Here is a 20,385-nt window from a genome sequence, read left to right on the forward strand (position 1 = left end):
TTTAAAATACAAAACGCCCGATGAAGTACATCGAGCGTTTTAGTTAAAAAGTGTCAACCCATATCAGGACGGGTCACTGTTTATGTGACTTACTGAGATAGAGACTGGCTAACGCTGAGCAACCAAGGCTTCTAATGCCGTAATCGCGGCACTCTTCTCACCTTGCATCATTACTTTGGCCTCATCAACGTACTGACCAACACCTTCTTTCACATCTTGTTGATACAGCACCACGTTGTTTAATATCGAAGCCACATGAAGGCCTCGTAGTCGACCGACCGTAAACAGCGCAGAGGTTTCCATATCGGCACCTAAGATGCCTTTCTTGTTCCAATGTTGGCATATCGCATCCTCGTCATCGGTATAGAAACTGTCGTGAGAACGCACCACACCAAAATGATAATGCACTTTTTGCATCGACGAGTAACGCTCAACTTCCTTTAACAGTGAAAAGCTTGCGTAGGCTGGATAAGACGAATCGACATACGCTTTAGAGCCGCCCTCATCTCTTACCGCGCCTTCGGCAATGATCAACTCGCCAAGATGAATGCCTGATTGCATTGCCCCCGCCGATCCAACGCGTACCACATGAGTCACACCGCACTGTTTTAGCTCTTCCACTGCGATGATCATCGATGGCGCACCTATACCTGTACTACATACTGAAACAGGCTTGCCTTTGTAGTTGCCGGTAAACACACGGTACTCGCGGTTTTCCGACACCATTTCTGCATCATCAAATAATACCGCGATACGATTCGCTCGATCTGGCTCGCCGCATACAATAACGAGGGGAGCGATTTGTGTTTCATCCACTCCGATATGAGGTTGTTTGGCCATTTTTCGTTCCTTACGCAGCAGCGTGCGCTAAGGTTTTATCGCCATTGCGCTTAGCGCTACGAGCCCACTCACGCGTGCCATTGGCAGCGATGAACATAAGAATCGCGTACTGAACAGACATTGCGTAAACACCTTGCGTCGCGTAGATACCCACACTGATAATATTAATCACAACCCATAGAATCCAGTTTTCGACGTATTTACGTGTCATCAGAATTTGTGCAACAACAGAAAGTACTGTCATGGTTGCATCCCAGAACGGGAACGCGTCAGGTTCAAGCACCGGTTCAGCCAAGTCAGCACCAAAGAAATTCAAGCTATCAACAGCAATGTTTGCTAGCGCAAAGAAAAATGGGTCGATATAGATCGTTAATAATGCGATACATGCAACGCTAATAGAGGCAGTAGTAATAAGTTTCTGTTTATTTAACCAGCGAACCTCCAGCGTTTCACCTTGTGCGTTTGGACGAGTCCACGCATACCAGCCGTAAATGTTCGCGCAGAAGAAAAACAATTGAAGAAGCAATAATCCGTATAACTGAATTTGAAAAAAGATAACGGCAAAAAGCGTGACATTCAGCAAACCGAATAAGTAGTTGATGGTTTTTTCTTGGCTGGCAAACCAAATGCAAAGCAGTCCAAAAACGGTACCGAAAGCTTCGATCCAGCTCATTGCGTAGCCGTCGCCAATCGGAATGTTAACGAGAGTATTATTAATATCGAGTAAGGCAAAGAGGTCCATAACATTTCCTTTATTATTTTGTTTGGAATACGCTTATATTAGAGCGTGATCCCCAACAAAAAGGAGGACATTTGTCCTCCTCTTGATGCACTCGATCATAATTCAGTTCAATGTTTACTTGAAAGCAATAAATGATGCTATTGAACGGTGTTGGAAATAGACGTGCCTATGAGTCCAAGCCTAGATAGCGTTTTTTGAATGCAGAAGCTGATGCAAATAAAGCTGACGCCAAAAGTGTAATAATAAAGCCAATTGCGTACTCAAATGCTTCATTAACCAGTAGCTGATAGCAGCTCACAAAAAAAATCAATACAACTGTAATAACATTAACTCGGTGAAACCAAGGGTGTTTTACAGATAACTTAGCGTAACCTTTTGATAACATTTGACTAATCCGCCAGACAACAATTAATAGTTTTATTTATAATCAACGACGATAGTAAGGCTTTATCGTATAAAGAGAAACGACTTTTTTAATTTTTTAGCTCAACATCACACGTCATTCAGTGAGGTTTGACTTTAACCTCTTGACGCTTTTTCGTTCCACTAGAGTCGGCTCTAATTGTACGACCTGTGCCTCTGTTGATTTTTCATCCAACTTTCGGACAAGAGTCTCAACGGCAGCCTGCCCCAAACGGTACTTAGGCTGATGAATGGTAGTTAGCGATGGCGACATAAATTTCGCGATATGGATGTCATCGTAACCAATAATGGATAGGTCGTCCGGCACTTTAATACCGAGCTCATTTGCGGCGTTAATCACACCCATCGCCATCATATCGTTAGAGACGAAAATCGAGCTGGGTAATGCGCCACGCTGAGCCATTTTTTTGAACGCTTGATACCCACCCTCACATTCGAAGTCAGACTCAATGATCCAATTGGCATTAAATTCCAAGCCAGCTTCGTTCATTGCTCGCTTATAACCTTCGTATCGCATTTGCGCTTGGTGTTTAATCAAAGGGCCAGTGATGCACCCAATTTCGGTATGGCCGCAATCAATTAAGTATTTCGCCGCTAAGTAACCGCCACGAAGTGAGTTGTCTTGGATTTTATCACTTGTAAATAGCATCGGCCCCCAGTCCATTACCACTACTGGGATATCTGGGTAACGCTCAAATACATCGATACGCTCTCCTTCTAGCGACGAACACATCAAAATCAAACCATCGACACGCTTTTGCAATAGCGTATTAATGGATTGACGCATACGTTCGTTATCACCCTCGGTGTTACATAAAATGAGGCTGTAGCCTTTTTGGTAGCAGCTGCGTTCGACGCCTTTTACGACTTCGCCAAAGAATGGGTTGGTTGAGGTTGTCACGAGCATACCAATGGTTTTGGTACGATTAACTTTGAGGCTACGCGCCAACGCAGAGGGCGCGTAGTAGTTAAGCTCTTTTGCGGCATTGTTAACGCGTTCAGAGATCTCTTCGCTCACAAAACGCGTCTTGTTAATAACATGGCTCACTGTTGAAGTGGAAACCCCTGCCAGTTTTGCGATGTCTTTCATCGTCGCCATGTTACTACTCCTATTTTAATGAGGCGTTATGCGCCTTATTGTTCAGCGAGAAACGCGTCCACCTCTTCGCGGGTTGGAATCGACGTTTGCGCGCCAAAGCGGGTCACAGAAATTGCAGCCGCCGCATGTGCAAACTTAATCGCTGATTCTAAAGGTAAATCTTCTAGGAGACCAGTGACGAATGCCCCATTAAATGTATCGCCCGCTGCGGTAGTATCCGTCGCTTCAACGCGGAAACCCGAGATGATTTCGCCTCGACCGTTTTGGCTTAGCCAAACGCCTTTTGCACCGAGTGTGATCATGACAATTTCTATACCTTTACCATGTAGCACATTCGCCGCTTCTTGCGCGCTTTCGTTGTCTGTTACAGTAATACCTGTCAGAACTTCAGCTTCCGTTTCATTTGGTGTAATCACGTCAATGCAAGACAGTAATTCATCTGACAGTTCGCGAGCTGGCGCTGGGTTCAGAATGACATTGGTTTTGGCATCTTTCGCGATTCGCGCAGCTTTCTCAATGCCGCACATCGGCGTTTCCAATTGCATTAGCAAGTAATCTGCTTGGCGAATACGCTCTAAATCTGGCTCAATCGCTTCTGCTGTCAGTTTGGCGTTCGCTTCAGCTGAAATGCAAATGCTGTTCTCACCACTGTCCGACACTTGAATCATCGCGATACCTGTCGGGCAATTTGGCTGCATCTTCACACCAGTGATATCGATGCCGTCCATTTTGAAGTTTTCGCGAATGTTAATGCCGAATGAGTCGTCGCCCACACAAGCGATAAAACCGATGTCTGCATTTAATCGCGCCGCCGCGACGGCTTGGTTGGCACCTTTGCCACCTGGGATAACTTGATAGTTGCGACCATGCAGCGTCTCGCCTGGGCGAGGGAAAGAAGGCACTTGAAGAACATGGTCAGCGTTTACACTACCTAACACCACTAACTTATTCATACGGTTATCCTCGGTTCTGAATGAACCCTTTTAAAAAACTGTTTAGGAAAATACATTAGATGACTTTAACTTCTCTTCCTGATGAAGGAGTCTCGATAAAAAGCCAAAGGCATCTATACCCCACACTTTGCAGTATTTTGGGTAAGTTTGCCCTCACCTCCTAAACGACAGATATAAACGGAGGAGAGAGCAAAAATTAGGATGATTTATTGGAACTTGAAACTTACTTAGTGACTACTTTTAGTGGTACTGGGATGTACTCTTCTACTTCTTCACCTTTCAAAACTTTGTCAGCCGTTTCAACACCTAAAGCACCGATAAGGTCTGGTTGCTGAGCAATAGTTGCCGCTAGTTTGCCACGGTTAACTGCTGCAATGCCGTCTTCCGTACCATCAAAACCAACGATAACGACATCTTTGCCAGAAGCTTGAACTGCGCGAAGTGCACCTAGCGCCATTTCATCATTCTGTGCAAATACCGCTTGTACATCCGGGTTAGCCGCTAGCAGGTTTTCCATTACGTTTAGACCTTTTGTGCGGTCAAAGTCAGCTGGTTGGCTAGCAAGAAGATCCATATCGCTGCCCTTCACGGCATTCATAAAGCCTTCACCGCGCTCACGCGCTGCCGATGTGCCCGCAATACCTTCAAGTTGAATGACTTTTGCTTTTTCGCCTACTTTTTCCATGATGTAGTGGCCTGCCATTTCACCACCAATTACGTTGTCCGACGCGATGTGACTCACGACTTCACCACGGCTTGCACCACGGTCTAATGTCAACACAGGGATCTTAGAACGGTTCGCCATACGAATTGCATTAGACACTGCATCAGAATCCGTTGGGTTGATAAGAATTGCTTTTACGCCGCGAATACTTAAATCCTCGATGTTCGACAGTTCTTTACTCGGGTCATTTTGCGAGTCCAGTACAATTAAGTCGTACCCCAATTCTTTCGCTTTTGCTTCCGCACCGTCTTTCATCGTTACGAAGAACGGGTTGTTTAGCGTCGAAACCACAATCGCCATGGTATCTTGAGCTTGCGCCGCTACCGATACGGTTGAAGAAAGAAGTGCAGCAGAGATAAGAGTTGCAAGTTTTTTCATCGTTCTAGTCCTTTGTGTAGGGTGAGCCAGTACACGTCCCCTGACTCGGTTTGTATTCACTGTTATATATACAGATTGTTATGAATTACTTGTTTTTGTTGTCTACCAATACCGCAAGCAAGATAACCACTGCTTTTGCAATCATTTGGTAGTAAGAAGAAACATCAAGTAGGTTAAGTGCATTGTTCAAGAAACCGATGATCAGCGCACCAATCAAGGTACCCATGATACGGCCTTTACCGCCCATCAAGCTGGTACCGCCAAGAACAACCGCTGCGATAGCGTCTAGCTCGTAGCCCATACCCGCTGTTGGCTGCGCCGAAGAAAGACGAGACGTTACAATAATACCTGCAAGCGCTGCTAACATACCGCAGATGGCGTAGACACCAATCTTCACTCGGTCTACATTGATACCTGATAGGCGAGTCGCAGACTCATTGCCGCCTAGTGCGTAAACATAGCGACCAAAGCGCGTGTGGTTAAGTAAATACCAAGCCGCAGCGAACACAACCACCATTAACCAAACAGGAACTGGAATGCCTAGCGCGTAGCCAGTACCAAACCATGCGAACGCATCCGCGGTGTCAGTAAAGCCTGTCGAGATTGGACGACCTTCGGTGTACACCATGGTCACACCGCGTAGTAACGTCATGGTAACCAGCGTAGCGATAAATGCCTGCACCTTACCCTTCGCAATAATGATACCGCTGATCGCACCTAACGCTGCACCTGCGACTAAAGCAGTTGGAACCGCCACCAGCACCGGAACCTCAAGCGCAATCATGCTTGCCGCAAAGGCACCACACAATGCCAATACCGAACCAACACTTAAGTCGATGCCTGCTGTTAAAATAACTAATGTCATACCCACTGCGATAATGGCATTCACGGAGGTTTGACGAAGAATGTTGAGAATGTTGTCGACCGTAAAAAAGTTCGGGTTCAAAAATGACACAACAACGATCAGAAAGATCAAAGCTATCAGTGATTTTTGCTCAATCAGCCACTCTTTTGTGAACAACTTCTTGTTGCCAGTTTCGGTTGGTTTGCTCATGGTATTCGTACTCATGCTGCTTCCTCATTGATCTCTTTGCCTACGGCACAGGCGAGTAATTTTTCTTGATCGGCGTCTTTCGCATCAAATTCGCCAGTGATACGACCTTCATGCATCACTAAAATACGGTCGCTCATGCCGAGCACTTCAGGCATCTCGGAAGAAACCAAGATGATGCTCATGCCTTCGGCCTTAAACTTGTTGATGAGCTGATAAATCTCTTTTTTTGCTCCGACATCAACACCACGTGTCGGCTCATCCAGAATCAGAACTTTAGGTTTCGTCATTAACCCTTTCGCTATCGCAACTTTTTGCTGGTTACCACCAGATAAGTTGCCGATGATTTGATCTCGCGTTGGGGTTTTAATGTTGAATAACTTAATAAAATCTTCCACAGCAATCACTTCGTCGCTGTGTTGAATCTGGAAGCCTTTGGTCAGCTGGTTTAGCGAACAAAGTGACATGTTCTCCTTAACCGAAAGACCTAAAACCAAACCATCGCCTTTGCGATCTTCAGAGATGTAAGCGATACCATTTGCCAAGCCATCTTGCGGGCTAACCGGGTTAATAGTTTTGTTATCAAGATTGATAACACCATGCTCACTAGGTAATGCGCCGTAAATGACTTTCATGAGTTCAGTGCGGCCTGCGCCCATCAAGCCAGAAATTCCAAGAATCTCACCACGCTTGAGAGTAAAGCTCACATCCTGAACGCCAGACCCAGTCAAACCAATGACTTCAAGACAAGTTTCGCCATGTTGGACATCAATACGTGGATATTGCTCTTCTAATTTTCGGCCAACCATCATTTCAATTAGGCCATCTTCATCAGTGTCGGACACCTTGCACTCACCGATAAACTTACCATCACGAAGCACGGTAATGTCGTCACAGATTTCAAAGATTTCTTTAAGACGATGCGAAATGTATACGATGCCGCATCCTTGCTCGCGGAGCTCATTAATCACTTTAAACAGTGATTCCGTTTCGGTATCGGTCAATGCGTCCGTTGGCTCATCCATAATGATGACTTTCGACTCAAACGAAAGTGCCTTTGCAATTTCCACCATTTGTTGTTCACCAAGGCTTAAATCGCCAAGCAATGTTTTTGATGAATGCTTTACATTCAGACGTTTTAAAAGCTTGTCAGCTTCGTCATACATTTTGCCCCACTGGATACGCCCTAAGGATCCAGTGAACTCTCGTCCCAAGTAAATATTTTCGGCAATCGTCAGTTCAGGAATCAGGTTCAGCTCTTGGTGAATAATGCTAATACCAGCTTCCTGTGAATCGCGTGGACCTTTAAAGGCCGCCGGCTGACCTTGATATTGAATGCTCCCCGCATCCATGTGGTAAATGCCTGTCAACACCTTCATTAACGTTGACTTGCCTGCTCCATTTTCACCCATCAGCGCCATAACACGGCCTGGATAAACATTCAGGCTTGCTTTGTCGAGTGCTTTTACGCCCGGAAACGCCTTCTCAATTTCGCTTAGTTGTAGAATGGCTTGAGTCATAATCTGTCCTCAATATCTCTGGCTTAAAAAACCACGCCCGCTTGGAAAATAACGTTCGCATATGGCGAGCATTCGCCCGTTCTTACGATAGCGCGACTTTGGGCCGTGCGTGCTTTAAACGCTTCATGTGACACGTAGCTCACCTCAATAGATTTGCCCGTTTCTTCACTCTCTTTGCTCAGTTCGTTGAGCAACGCTTCATGCAAAACTGGGCTTGCATCAGAGAACTCTTCCGCAATGATGACCCCTTCGATTTGGGACTCAGATAGAATTACGCGAACAGTATCAAGAAAACTTGGTACCCCATGCGTTAGCGCCAAATCGATTCGCTGAACATGCTCTGGGATTGGTAGACCAGCATCACATATCGTGATCTCGTCGGTGTGGCCTAGCGTCGCCACCAAGTAAGAAATATCTGAGTTAATTAGGGTACTTTTTTTCATCTCATCGACCTTTCGGTTACACGTTCATACAACCATGAGCGCCTGTTTTAAAGTGTTTTCGTTATTAACAGAAAACTCATCGAAACGTTTCGATGAAATAATAATTCGTCATCGCAATTTGACCAGTGTGAGATCGATAAGGTGTGAGAATGATCTGTAATTCAATTGTCATTGAATAGGAAAAGTGCACTTGAGTCACACTTTACCATCGAAACGTTTCGATGACGGTATTTCCCTGTCATTACGGTTAGGTTTTATACAGGGAGGAAGGAAAAGAGACGTCCTACTACTGAGAAAACCTCTAGTTAATAAGCTCGAAACCTTTCACGTCATCACAATTCTTAGATAGCTGCCTGATTTTGGAGAACGCTCACCTTACAATCTGGTTACAATTTGCCAAAACACATCATCCGTTCAGTACCTTACCTGGTACGCGACGTTTGTAGGGACACAAACGGAAACTAAGAACCATAATGAAGTTAAGCAATAGAGTCATTTTGCTTGTCGCGCCAGTGATCTTATTAAGCGCGTTAGTATCTAGCTATATTATTTATAGCATTCAAAAAGTGACGCTCATCAAGCGGGAAGACAGCTATATTCAGTTGCAAATGGAAAAGCTCGCCGGGCAGTTTCGACAAGCGAATATTTTTCTTAATAGTTATGCCTATACGCTCAGTAAAAGTGATGTATTACAAGACTATTTGGTAAATCATAACAACCCCTATCGTGAACGAGTCTTGTTTAACCGATTAGACGAGACCGCTGAAGTATTGAGCCATGGTTACAAAGGCGATGCAAGCATGGCGATCCTCGACGGCAAACAAAACCTTCTCTACTACACAGAAAACAAATATTACGAATCATCGGGCGTGGTCGACCCAAAGGTGTTAGAGTACATATCACGAAGTTTCAATGAGAGAGAGGCTTTCAGTCACACTGGCTTTATTTATAACTCCAGTGGACAAAGCATTCTTCTTCAATATGAGGTCGTCGACAAAAGAACGGGGACTCACCCTTTGAGCTTTGACTCGAAAAATGTGTTTTTTGTGGTAGTTTCCGTATCACTTGAAGCCTTTAACGAGATTAAGCATGACATCGAGTTTGACACGCACAGCGTGATTACTTTCGCCGACAAACCCATTTATCTTGATATTCCTCTCGCTCAAACCATTGAGCTGCTGCCGCACTTTTATGCCGTGCTTTCTCCTGCCGAATATTTAATGTGGAATAAAGTCGATAAAGTGTGGCTAGAACTTGCTTTCTCCTTTGGCGTAGCGGCGTTTTTCACCATCACATTAATCATTTTGGTGTTGTACCGCTATGTGTTGCGCCCTGTTTCTCGCCTTGATAAGCAGCTGAACGAACTTGAATCTAATCAACGTGACAATATTGAAAAGCTAGAAACAAACGATGAAATAGGACGCCTCTCTGCACGCTTTTTTGATATGTATGAGGAACTTAATGTCATCTATAAAAAGACAAAACGCCTAGCTGAAACGGATCACCTGACGCAACTCGCCAATCGCCATCGTTTTCATGAGCTTGCCACTCGTGAACTTATCTCCCCTTCGCAGTTTCTGTGGGTTGTTTACGTCGATCTTGATAACTTTAAATACGTGAATGATAAATACGGGCATGAATTGGGAGATAACTTATTAAAAGTGTTCTCATCACACATCAAGAATGCTTGTCAAAAGTTCTCGCACGATTACAACAGCCCCTGCTTTGCCGCCAGGTTATCTGGTGACGAATTTGCAATTTTGCTGAGCTCAAATCAAGAGGTAAAACGCTTGCCTGATTTGCTTGCATCAGAGCTGCTAAAACCAATTAGTAATCTCAGTTCATCTTGGAGTAATTCATTTCCCGTTACGGCAAGCGTAGGTATTGCACAATATCCTCAAGACGGTACTGACATCGCGAAGTTACTCTCCAGTGCCGATGCGGCTATGTATCAAGCAAAACGGGCAGGGAAAAATCAATACGCCTATTATTCAGCCGCTCTCAATATTGAGTCTCAAAGACGAAGTCAGCTTGAACGTGCGCTCCGAAAAAGCAATGTAGAGGAAGAATTTCACCTTGTTTTTCAACCCTATATGAACAATCGAAGCAACGAAATTGAGGGGTTAGAAGTCTTGTTGCGCTGGGAAGCCGAAGGTATCGGCCCTATCCCTCCAAAGGAGTTTATTCCAATTGCAGAGCAAGCCGGATTATTTGATAAAATTGACCGCTGGGTTTTCGCCAATGCAACGGCGGAATACCATCAATTAAGGAGTATTTTCGGTAAGGATATTGTTCTTTCGGTCAATCTTTCATCAGCAGAGCTAAACTCGATAGAAATGGCAAACTACATCCATGAACAAGCGACACTGCACAGTGTTAAACCAGAATGTATTGAGATAGAAATAACCGAAACCTTTGCCGCAGAACAACAAGGCACGGCTCTACTTGATGAGCTATCAAAACGTGGCTACCGTCTTGCAATTGATGACTTTGGTTCTGGTTACACATCGTTAACTCAGCTCGTTCAGTATCCGGTTCAAAAAATCAAATTTGATCGAGAGTTCCTCGTTACATTGATGAACACCAACAACGGCCATGTGATCAAACCTATTATTGAGCTATGCCATGCCCAAAATAAAACGGTTACAGCAGAAGGTATTGAACACAATATGATGCATGAATGGCTATCGGCATACCGCTGCGACTATATGCAAGGCTATTTATTTGGCAAACCAATGACTAAAGAACAATTGAGCTTGTGGTGGCAATCGGCAAATGACGACAGTCGATTTGATGCGTCCATGGTCAGCTCAATTAGGGTTTCAAGAACATAAGTTAAGGGGAGACGTACAGCAGTCACAACTGTGGCGGCTGTATTTAGCTGTATATGAGCTTCATTGATAGATGCTCAGCTTTTGTTCCCCCATACCTATGTCTATGACTTTAGTTGAGTAAATCACTATTTATTCGTTTTTAAACCAGCACTTCCTTGAAATCCAAACCGGTCAAATTCAGCGCGTTGACGCTATCGTACAAGCCACCTTTTTTGTCCGTGCAAAACGTTCTGAGCCCAGCACCTTTTACTCTGAACAAGTCAGATTCATTAACGGCTTCTCTATTCAAAACGAGTTTCTTAAACGGTCTAGCACGACTTAGCTTACCATGACGAAGATTATACTCGGTAGCAGAGGTATCAATGGCATCAATTTGAGTGACAATGTTTAATGCTCGCCAAGGCTTTCCTTGTAGATTTAATGGTAAAAATTCGACATTCTCGCTCAACACATCGAGTTTATCCGCAATAGAAGCGGATACAGCAAGAGTAAAAGATCCCCATGCTGCAATATCAGGCCTGGGTAATGGCTTTTCACCCTTAACGTCTAACCATTCAATATCAATACTTTTCCAACTGGCTTTAACAGACTCTCCATAGAGTTGGATAGGTTTGCTTGCCGTTACTTGAAGAGACATTTCCAATGGCGACTCTTGCAACATTGCAAAATCATTAACATTGGGAGTGACAATAAACACTTTATTAAATGCTGTCATAACCGTCCTTAAATAAATTTGAGCGCTTTTCTTAATGAGATGAGCACTCTCCCACCAAACCAAACCAAACCAAACCAAACCAAACCAAACCAAACATAATAGATAGAGTTTACTTTCATGTTCAAAAATTTAATGAATTAATATCTGGCGCTCTTATCTTTTAATTTCTAAGTTTTATTATTTATATATTTTAATCCATACGATATAATTATTTTTTCAAATTTTACTATGTACCCTTCCTTATGTAATCGAATAAATTAGAAAATAAACAATAGCACGCATCACTTCACTTTTGTCGAGCTCATCACTCTCACTTAAACGATACATTCACAAGTTCAATTTTTGTACGACTTAGACTTAGCTTTGTCAATCGTGAATTAAAAACAACCGATTCACCGCTGTTTTACTGCCTTTTCTTGCCACCCTGTTGTTTATTCATACATTATAAATGCACTTATACACATAACGATTCGGCGTTACGATTTGTTACGAGTTAAATCACAAACTTTTGAGGTATTGGATAAAGCGTAGAAAAAGAAAACACATTGAAATAAAAAGAGTTTCTAAAGTACGAAAAATAAAACGCCGTTTTTATAAATTAGCAACTTCACAAATATCCTTAAAGACAGTTTTATTAATTACATATATCAGATATTATTTACGCCGAAGTTTATAGAAACCATCGTTAAACTTCATATTTTTTATAAGTTTCAATTAGTTAGTTTTTAACTCGAAAACTTATCGTCAACCCAATATCAAGCACCTAAGCGTGCAATAAGAAACATTGGGAATAGAATTATATTGATGTGCATGTTGTTTTAACGAATGTATGAAGCAATCGGTAAATTTGTAACACCATAGAGTTTTATTTAGCCAAGATGAAAAAGTTAATTTTATTATTTACATGTGCGCTGTTGTCTGTCTCACCTTTTGCTTTTGCAAAACAATCAGATAACGAACCCAGGGATCATTTACGACCAAAGCAAGTTGAACATGTGTTTAAACAAGCCAAGCTAGATGGCATAGTAGACTTTAAGTTGTTCAGTGACGCTTACATCGCTTATCAGAAGACACCCGATAGAAAGAAGTCGGTACTAACGATCATCGACTATAGTAAACCATCAACTGAAAAGCGTTTTTATGTGGTTGATTTAGATAAAAAGAAGCTAATCTACAATACGTATGTTTCTCACGGCGTGAACAGCGGAAAGAAAACAGCGACACAGTTTTCAAATGTCGTGAACTCGCGAAAAACATCATTGGGCACTTTTTTGACTGATACCACTTACTACGGCTCAAATGGCTATTCACTTCGATTAGATGGGCTAAGCTCTGGATTAAACGACAAAGCTCGCGAGCGTTACATTGTCGTGCACGGCGCCGATTACGCAAACCCTTCCTTCATCAAGAAGAATGGATACCTCGGACGCAGTTGGGGTTGCCCTGCTTTGCCAGAGAAGTTGTCTCGCGAGATCATTGACACCATAAAAGGCGGCAGCGTTATTTACGCAAGCGCATAATATCGATGCGACACATATGGGGAAGAAAAAGAAGATTCTATTTCTTCCCTAGTAATAATCCTGTTAGCTTAATCGTCCTGTGCAACGACTCTCTTTCCATTTTCGCTTACTCGAAAGCGAAAATTATTGTGTTATTCGCTGATATACCTAAGTGCGATCAGAAAACTCTGTTCATCCCCCTTCCATCTCGTTAGTATACGCTGAGTTGATCAGACACTGGCTTTCATCGTTATCATAGTGCCACTAAGATTCCTTAATCATGGTGGGTAACTGTGGCTTTATATGTTTAGGGTTACTTCTTGCGTTATCTACACCGTATATTATTGATGCTTTCTTTGTCCCTGCTCTCAGGGCTCATCACAGCTTCATATGCGCATGAGTGGCACCACACCAAACATTACACTTCCGAGCGCCTACTTAAACTCTCTCAACAAGACGATTTTGAGCTAGCACACACTGATTTTCATGCCTCAGCTTCTCTGAGCTCTTGGGGTTCAGAAAGTTACTACCTACATATAAAGCGCGAGTTGTTCGGGCTTGTCTCCTGTCGCCGAACATCAGCTACTGATGGCGTTTTATCATCAGATTTTACTCCTGATTATTTTTTACTTATTGCTTTCTCTTCTCCACCACTACTGGAGTTGGCAAAACAAGCATCTCGCTTACCTCTAGACAGTTATGGCGGACTCATGAGTCAACGCTCTCTTTATCGCCTCTCAGGAAGAAAGGAAGCGAACTTAATGTACGTCTTTACTCATGGTCGCAACGCCTTCTCTGTTGTTTAACTTTTTATGACATACAGAGAACACGAAAATGTAACGATAAGAGCCAATATGCTCATTGTTACTAGAACCAATTTGAGGTCCATATAATGACAAGAATCGCTACAACCATCGCACTAGCATTACTATTTTCAGCGGGCTCAACCTTTGCAAACACAGAAACTAAGCCAGAAGAAATGAGTAACGACACTCTGTTAGAGTGTGCCAACGTTTCTAACGCACGTATTGCAGTTCCGGAACACAGAGCGATGTTCAGACACTACTTAATGTCTGAGAGAGACTACAGCTTTGACCAGCTATCGTCTGCCGAACTCGAATTTAAAGCAGCAGATAAGAATGAGTCTGAAGTAGAGAACATCTACAAGTCTCAGTGCAAAGAAGTTGGCGAATACCTATATAGCATTGGCTATTAAATTCGAAACCCTAACGACACTCAAAAAGAAAGGCGCAATGTATGCGCCTTTCTTTTTACTGACAAAAGCCTGTCGATTAGATGTCTAATCTGCATACAAGCTTAAAAGTGCAAATCAAGTAAACTTACTGAGAAAACTCAGACACATCCTTGGGTTTACAGAACGCTCGACGTGCTTTAACAAACAAGAAACTAAGCACTCCAATCACAAGAGTAATTATTGGTGCCGCCATTAATAGCATTGTGATTGCTTTGCTCATATTTTCTGGTAACAAAGGAAGTAATGAACCGAAACCGCATAATATCAGCGTCCATAAAATCGCACTCAGCCACGCAAAGTAATGGAATTTACTAATACGTTTCACTCGCAACCCCATCATTAATGGCAATAGGGAACGAACAACCGGAATAAACCGCGCGCACAAAAGCGCAATCAATCCATGTTTACTGAGTAATACGTCGACTTGTTCCAAACGCTTTTGAGGAACCGCACTCACCCAGCCTTGGACCTTAGGTAAGCGATTTAGCCACTTGCCTTGTAAATAAGCCGCCCAACTTCCCAACCCCGCACTAACAGCTATCACCAACATGATCATAATTGGGTCAAGGACGCCAACCGCCGCCAGCGTACCGGATAATACGACGACACTGTCGCATGGGAAAGGTGCAGCAGGAATAAAACCACTTTCCAAAAAGATAATCACAGCAACAACAAAATAAACCAAACCTGCACTGCCTGGCGCCATTAACGCCGTGAAATCTTGATGCCAAAAAGCACTCAAGACCTGAATGATCGAATCAAACATAAACCGCTCCTAAGCATAATTAACCAAAAGTTGCAAAAACATGGAATGTGTTAGCGAGCATGTATAAAGCGGTATATGAAATTCGATTCTTTTCTCACTCCGATTCTGTATTTAAAGTGAGTAAAAATACTTTCAATACAACAACCTAAAGCCTCATTGCCGATGCGTTTTAGCCGCTTCATCGAGTAAATTGCCGAACGATGCGCCCACCATGCTACATCAAGCATTTCAAACCATTCGGGTTCTACATCGTCGTTCGAGCTCATTTCCTTAGCATGGCTAACCCTCAATCTATTCCGGCTGTTTAAGCTCGGATAGTCTTGTTGTACTGGAGAGATAGGATGTTCTGAAAAGTGCTTCGACTTAGCGTCAACAGCAATATTCTGGTTATGAAAGGAAAGAAAATTTGGGTGTGAGTACGGCAGGCTCATGCTCGGAGCCAACAAGCAGAAAAGTAGTCCGAGTAAAGCAATCAGAGTCGTACGCACAAAGGTAACCAGAACCAAAATGATAAGTTCTTTTAACCCTGTGCGTAACTATTGGCAATTAGTATTCTTAATCGTTAAGAATACTAATTATTTTTCACCGTAAGGGTAGCTTTCAAACATCTTCGCGATTTCTTCTTGGATGAGAGATTCTCTTTTCTCAGAGCTCATTGACTCAGACAGTTTACGACTTGAAACGCCTTTCCAAACGACTTGATTAGCCTTTGCATCAACCAGTTCAACCACCAACTTCCCATACTTACGTTCTTTATATCTTTCTGGGCTTGAAGTGATCACACCAAAGCTATTCCAGCCATAGCCAAAGCTCACCGACGATCCTGAAGAAACAAGCTCGGATTCTTCTACGATATCATGATGTACGTAAAGGTCACCGCCACTATTTACCTTAATTAAACCCTTACTCTCAAGCTGTTCAGCAAGCCCTTGCTCAATACGTCGACCATCAATACTGGTAGGAGCTTCCGCCTGAGCACCGAAGTCAAACGTTCTGTAAGCTGAAAAGTCGGCTTGTTTATCTACATCGGTTGTAACGGTAGTACAAGCAGATACCAGCATCACCACCAGCCCTAATATCAAACCTCTCATCATGTTAAATCTCCTTTGGTTAAGCTGACTGTTTCAGCAGAATTACCCTGTGTTATACATACGTATCAACAGTAAAAAGTAATCATTTCAATATCTAGTCTTGACCATGAAACGTGACTGTTCAATAAACGAGATTAACCTTTACACAGAAAATCTTGAATATCATCAACATCTAAACACCTAAGAATTCGGTGTTTACGACCTAATTGGAAGCCCCTAGGCTTAGTAGCGGAATCGCGAGTGCCACAAAAAACCAGAGACAATGAACACTTTAACATCAGTCCGCTACTTTTTTAGGCAACTGACAAACATTTGATGAGAAAAGACTTTTCTTTTTCGTCCAGTGTGGCATATTAACTGAGTCCTATCGATGCGCGGGCATCGTATAATGGCTATTACCTCAGCCTTCCAAGCTGATGATGCGGGTTCGATTCCCGCTGCCCGCTCCAATCTCTTTATCTCAATTTACTCATAAAAATCCGATGGCGGAGCGAACAAACGGCGGCAGCGTTGTTTCCATGATAAGTTTGGTCGAGTTACGTCATAAAACATGTCTTTCCATTCTGCAAACGTCACGCGGATGGGATTAAAGCTGTTTACAGGTTTAGAAACCCCATACCGAACCGTTTCCACCTCTGGTTCAAACGTTCCGAACATTCGATCCCAAATAATTAATACACCCGCATAATTTTTGTCGATGTACTGACGGTTCACACCATGATGAACGCGATGATGAGACGGCGTGTTAAATACCCACTCTAGTGGCCCGAGCGAACGAATTGATTGGGTGTGAACAAAAAACTGTAAGCCCAGATTAAACAACACAACGAAGACAACCCATTTTGGCTCAAAACCAATAATCACCAAGGGCAACCAAAAAATCCACATCCCCGCTAGCGGATACATTAAACTTTGACGAAAGGCGGTACTGAAGTTCATTCTTTCCGAACTGTGATGAACAACGTGCGCGGCCCACATCCAACGAATACGATGGCTAGCCCGATGAAACCAGTAATAGAAAAAATCTTGCAGGACAACAAGTAAAAGAAAAGCTGAGACGCTCATTTCGATATCAAACAAACGCCAATCGAACCACCACAAATACAACTGAGCAATCAGTAAACCCGTGAGTATGTCTGTCGCTTGGTGTAAGCCCGCAAGAATAAAATTACACGCTACTTCAGGGAAGTAATACGTCGCGCTTTCAGGCAAGCGTCCCCTTCTTTGTCCGAACCAATATTCGGCAAGCATGCAGAAAAAGAAAACTGGAGCCAGAATCATCAGAAGTAATTCTGGGCGGTCCATCAACTGCGTCCAATCCATTGTGTTTCTACCATTTTGCATAGTGATCTTCAGTAAGACCCATAACTTCTTCTAACTGATGTTTGATGCCATTTCCATCGATAATATAGCCAGAGAAATAACCGATGTACTGACGAAAGTTACTTTTGAGAAGCCAAAAATTTTTCTTCTCTGAGCGTCGATTCAAAGGCGTGAACTGTAAGTTAACTCGTTTATCTTCCGACGTAATATGCCACTTTTGCCCTTCATCACTTCGTGAAAACTGAAACTGCACAGGTTGCAAAAAGTGACGCTGACCATTAATCCACAATGCATTTTCGCAATAGCCAGTTTCATTAACGCCAGCTGCCAAGTTCAACCCCAGACGCCTGTCATCCTCAAAGCAATTGATACTTGCCCAGCGCCAGCTTGTTTCTCGCCGCATGTACCCAGCGGAAAAATCGTAACCAGCAGCCACCTCTGATAGATCTTGCTCTTTTCCTAATATGAACAAGTTACCGTCTACTGCTAACGCATTGTGCTTCTGAGTATATGTCCAACCCGCATAACCTGTTGGCGTACACAACATTAATGGCAAACTCATATTTTCTGGACGTAAATAGAGATCCGCATTGACTGACTCTGTCACAAAGTGGACGTGCCAAATACCATCCTTAATAGAAAACTGAACTCTTTTGTTAGCAAGATGGGCAAGACTGCACCAACTGGAAGGCTGAGTTTGATAACCTATATTAAAAGGTTTCAACCATTGTTGCTCAATCAACTTATTCTTTTTAATATCAAACAGGTAGCAAAAGCCGGATGCTAAATACCGTATATCCGCAATCGCTACTCCAATGACGTAATCAGGTGTGACCAAATTGACGAACTGAAACTGCTTATAATCGCGGTAACGGCGCCACTTAGACACTGGCTTATCCATCTCATCGAGGTAAGTAAATTTATCTAGCTGTAACGATGTTGGAATTCCATCAAGGTGGCCAAACGCTGGTAGACCATTCTGCTGAATAAACGAGTTCAGAACCTTAAGCTCATCCATATAATTGTCTTTTCACAAGTTATCACACACAAAAACTTTAACATGACGTTAACATAAACAATTTGCGTAACTGCACAACAACATCGACTAAAGTGATTTCTGCTTGTTATATGTGAAACTGATCACTCAACCACCCGCTTACTTAGCTCGCCCTACCTATCTCAACCAACACTGCCCGGGTTAGAAGCTGCACATTCTCATCCGCAGGAAATACCACTACAACCATTGAATCTTGGTCAAAATCACTATTTAATGGAAATACATTCATATAAACTGATTGCTTATTCACATCAAGGAAGAAATCTATGTCATACATACACGATACTATTGTTGCGTTGCAACACAGTAGCCCTGCGCAAAAAGAATTTTACCAAGCGGTAGAAGAAGTATTAACTTCTCTCGCGCCGGTAATAGAAGGCAATAATAAATATAAGGACCAAGCGATTATCCAAAGGATCGTCGAGCCAGAACGTCAAATCATGTTTCGAGTTCCTTGGGTTGATGATGCTGGAAATGTACAAGTAAACAAAGGTTATCGAGTTGAATTCAACTCTGCTTTGGGGCCGTACAAAGGAGGATTGAGATTCCATCACTCAGTCAATGCGAGCATCATAAAATTTCTCGGCTTTGAGCAAATCTTTAAAAACGCACTGACTGGCCTTCCTATCGGTGGCGGCAAAGGCGGTTCAAACTTCGATCCTAAAGGAAAATCCGACGGCGAGATCATGCGATTTTGCCAATCATTTATGAACGAGTTGTACCGTCACATCGGTCCTGCCACCGATGTGCCCGCAGGCGATATCGGCGTCGGGGCGCGCGAAATTGGCTATATGTTTGGTCAATACAAACGATTGACGGGGCGCTACGAAGGTGTGCTTACAGGCAAGAGTCTGCTTTGGGGTGGCTCACTCGCCAGAAAAGAAGCGACAGGATATGGCGCCGTCTATTTTGCAGAGTGCATGCTCAACGACCGCAACGATTCATTGAAAGGGAAAACTTGTCTCGTTTCTGGTGCTGGCAACGTGGCTATCTACGCCATTGAAAAACTGTACCATATGGGAGCAACGCCAGTTACATGCAGCGACTCTCGAGGTACGATCTATCATGAGCACGGTATTGATCTTAAGCTCCTAAAACAACTGAAAGAAGTGAAAAGAGCAAGCTTAGAAGAATATTTAGAAACTTACCCTGAAGCAGAATACACACCAGAGGGCGACTATCCTAATGAAGGACATGCTGTTTGGCGATATCAGGCTGATGCTGCCTTCCCTTGTGCGACTCAAAATGAATTAACGTCAGACGACGCACTGGCTCTTATCGAAAACGGATGTATTTTGATTAGTGAAGGGGCGAACATGCCAACCACCCGTGATGCTGCCAATATTATCGTGGACTCGGACATAGCTTATGGGCCTGCAAAAGCAGCCAATGCAGGCGGCGTTGCAACCAGTCAACTTGAAATGGCGCAAAACGCCAGCATGCAAAACTGGACGTTTGAACAAGTGGATAGTCAGTTGCAAACCATCATGAAAAATATTTTCATCAATGCAAACGAAACCAGTAAAGAGTTTGGCCAACCTGGAAATTTAGTTTTAGGCGCCAACATTGCAGGCTTTAGAAAAGTCGCTGATGCAATGATTGAGCAAGGTGTCGTCTAGATGAACGAGCCAGCAGGATGACTGCTGGCTTAATATAACTCCGCAATAGGCCG

The 20,385-nt window shown here is 43.2% G+C and carries 19 protein-coding genes and 1 tRNA gene; 6 read left to right on the forward strand and 14 right to left on the reverse strand.

Annotated features, from left to right (window positions below):
• Positions 1 to 108 precede the first annotated feature (108 nt).
• The 8 genes from R7P64_RS07285 to rbsD form a co-directional block, all read right to left on the reverse strand.
• Complete coding sequence (locus R7P64_RS07285) at positions 109 to 840, reverse strand: nucleoside phosphorylase (protein ID WP_318123324.1); 732 nt, start codon at positions 838 to 840, stop codon at positions 109 to 111.
• A 10-nt stretch (positions 841 to 850) separates the two neighbouring features.
• Positions 851 to 1,582: a nicotinamide riboside transporter PnuC gene (pnuC, locus tag R7P64_RS07290; protein ID WP_005382615.1), complete on the reverse strand. Its 732-nt coding sequence runs from the start codon at positions 1,580 to 1,582 to the stop codon at positions 851 to 853.
• Positions 1,583 to 2,081: 499 nt separating this feature from the next.
• On the reverse strand, positions 2,082 to 3,104 hold the full coding sequence (locus tag R7P64_RS07295) for a substrate-binding domain-containing protein (protein WP_005373138.1): 1,023 nt from the start codon (positions 3,102 to 3,104) through the stop codon (positions 2,082 to 2,084).
• Between the two features lie 35 nt (positions 3,105 to 3,139).
• Positions 3,140 to 4,057: a ribokinase gene (rbsK, locus tag R7P64_RS07300; RefSeq protein ID WP_005382617.1), complete on the reverse strand. Its 918-nt coding sequence runs from the start codon at positions 4,055 to 4,057 to the stop codon at positions 3,140 to 3,142.
• Positions 4,058 to 4,280: 223 nt separating this feature from the next.
• Positions 4,281 to 5,159, reverse strand: a complete 879-nt coding sequence (gene rbsB, locus R7P64_RS07305) for a ribose ABC transporter substrate-binding protein RbsB (RefSeq protein ID WP_005373143.1) — start codon at positions 5,157 to 5,159, stop codon at positions 4,281 to 4,283.
• Between the two features lie 85 nt (positions 5,160 to 5,244).
• Positions 5,245 to 6,228: a ribose ABC transporter permease gene (gene rbsC, locus R7P64_RS07310; RefSeq protein WP_005382618.1), complete on the reverse strand. Its 984-nt coding sequence runs from the start codon at positions 6,226 to 6,228 to the stop codon at positions 5,245 to 5,247.
• On the reverse strand, positions 6,225 to 7,730 hold the full coding sequence (gene rbsA / locus R7P64_RS07315; RefSeq protein WP_005373147.1) for a ribose ABC transporter ATP-binding protein RbsA: 1,506 nt from the start codon (positions 7,728 to 7,730) through the stop codon (positions 6,225 to 6,227). The genes rbsC and rbsA overlap by 4 nt, the downstream gene beginning before the upstream one ends.
• A gap of 23 nt (positions 7,731 to 7,753) precedes the next feature.
• Entirely contained in the window at positions 7,754 to 8,173 is a 420-nt protein-coding gene (gene rbsD / locus R7P64_RS07320) for a D-ribose pyranase (RefSeq protein ID WP_005382620.1), read from the reverse strand.
• A 473-nt stretch (positions 8,174 to 8,646) separates the two neighbouring features.
• On the opposite strand from rbsD, the gene R7P64_RS07325 reads away from it, so the two are divergent.
• Complete coding sequence (locus R7P64_RS07325) at positions 8,647 to 11,007, forward strand: EAL domain-containing protein (RefSeq protein WP_213963715.1); 2,361 nt, start codon at positions 8,647 to 8,649, stop codon at positions 11,005 to 11,007.
• Between the two features lie 139 nt (positions 11,008 to 11,146).
• Here R7P64_RS07325 and R7P64_RS07330 read toward each other — a convergent pair whose 3' ends face one another.
• The gene (locus R7P64_RS07330; RefSeq protein WP_262579132.1) at positions 11,147 to 11,722 is read right to left on the reverse strand and encodes an imm11 family protein; all 576 of its coding nucleotides are present in this window, start codon (positions 11,720 to 11,722) and stop codon (positions 11,147 to 11,149) included.
• A gap of 878 nt (positions 11,723 to 12,600) precedes the next feature.
• Here R7P64_RS07330 and R7P64_RS07335 point away from each other — a divergent pair.
• From R7P64_RS07335 to R7P64_RS07345, 3 genes are all read left to right on the forward strand, one after another.
• Positions 12,601 to 13,242 (forward strand): murein L,D-transpeptidase catalytic domain family protein, encoded by a 642-nt coding sequence (locus tag R7P64_RS07335; protein ID WP_005373154.1) that lies wholly within the window; start codon positions 12,601 to 12,603, stop codon positions 13,240 to 13,242.
• 326 nt (positions 13,243 to 13,568) lie between these two features.
• The gene (locus tag R7P64_RS07340; protein ID WP_017633653.1) at positions 13,569 to 14,027 is read left to right on the forward strand and encodes a hypothetical protein; all 459 of its coding nucleotides are present in this window, start codon (positions 13,569 to 13,571) and stop codon (positions 14,025 to 14,027) included.
• Between the two features lie 86 nt (positions 14,028 to 14,113).
• The gene (locus tag R7P64_RS07345) at positions 14,114 to 14,437 is read left to right on the forward strand and encodes a hypothetical protein (protein ID WP_042522561.1); all 324 of its coding nucleotides are present in this window, start codon (positions 14,114 to 14,116) and stop codon (positions 14,435 to 14,437) included.
• Positions 14,438 to 14,561: 124 nt separating this feature from the next.
• On the opposite strand, the gene R7P64_RS07350 is transcribed toward R7P64_RS07345, so the two are convergent.
• The 3 genes from R7P64_RS07350 to R7P64_RS07360 form a co-directional block, all read right to left on the reverse strand.
• On the reverse strand, positions 14,562 to 15,242 hold the full coding sequence (locus tag R7P64_RS07350) for a DedA family protein (protein ID WP_017820317.1): 681 nt from the start codon (positions 15,240 to 15,242) through the stop codon (positions 14,562 to 14,564).
• A 50-nt stretch (positions 15,243 to 15,292) separates the two neighbouring features.
• Positions 15,293 to 15,730 carry a hypothetical protein gene (locus R7P64_RS07355; RefSeq protein WP_238959066.1) on the reverse strand — a complete coding sequence of 146 codons (438 nt, stop codon included), beginning with the start codon at positions 15,728 to 15,730 and terminating at the stop codon, positions 15,293 to 15,295.
• Between the two features lie 87 nt (positions 15,731 to 15,817).
• Entirely contained in the window at positions 15,818 to 16,336 is a 519-nt protein-coding gene (locus R7P64_RS07360) for a DUF4136 domain-containing protein (protein WP_005373165.1), read from the reverse strand.
• Between the two features lie 371 nt (positions 16,337 to 16,707).
• Between R7P64_RS07360 and R7P64_RS07365 the strand changes: the two genes are divergently transcribed.
• A tRNA-Gly gene (locus R7P64_RS07365) sits at positions 16,708 to 16,782 on the forward strand.
• Positions 16,783 to 16,798: 16 nt separating this feature from the next.
• On the opposite strand, the gene R7P64_RS07370 is transcribed toward R7P64_RS07365, so the two are convergent.
• Positions 16,799 to 17,656: a sterol desaturase family protein gene (locus R7P64_RS07370; RefSeq protein ID WP_238855199.1), complete on the reverse strand. Its 858-nt coding sequence runs from the start codon at positions 17,654 to 17,656 to the stop codon at positions 16,799 to 16,801.
• A 7-nt stretch (positions 17,657 to 17,663) separates the two neighbouring features.
• Positions 17,664 to 18,674 (reverse strand): DUF2804 domain-containing protein, encoded by a 1,011-nt coding sequence (locus R7P64_RS07375; RefSeq protein ID WP_318123326.1) that lies wholly within the window; start codon positions 18,672 to 18,674, stop codon positions 17,664 to 17,666.
• Positions 18,675 to 18,979: 305 nt separating this feature from the next.
• Here R7P64_RS07375 and gdhA point away from each other — a divergent pair, with 305 nt between their 5' ends.
• Positions 18,980 to 20,332, forward strand: a complete 1,353-nt coding sequence (gene gdhA / locus R7P64_RS07380) for an NADP-specific glutamate dehydrogenase (RefSeq protein WP_130546293.1) — start codon at positions 18,980 to 18,982, stop codon at positions 20,330 to 20,332.
• Positions 20,333 to 20,385: the final 53 nt, after the last annotated feature.

The organism is Vibrio sp. 2304 (assembly GCF_033339475.1).
Classification (GTDB): Bacteria; Pseudomonadota; Gammaproteobacteria; order Enterobacterales; family Vibrionaceae; genus Vibrio; species Vibrio alginolyticus.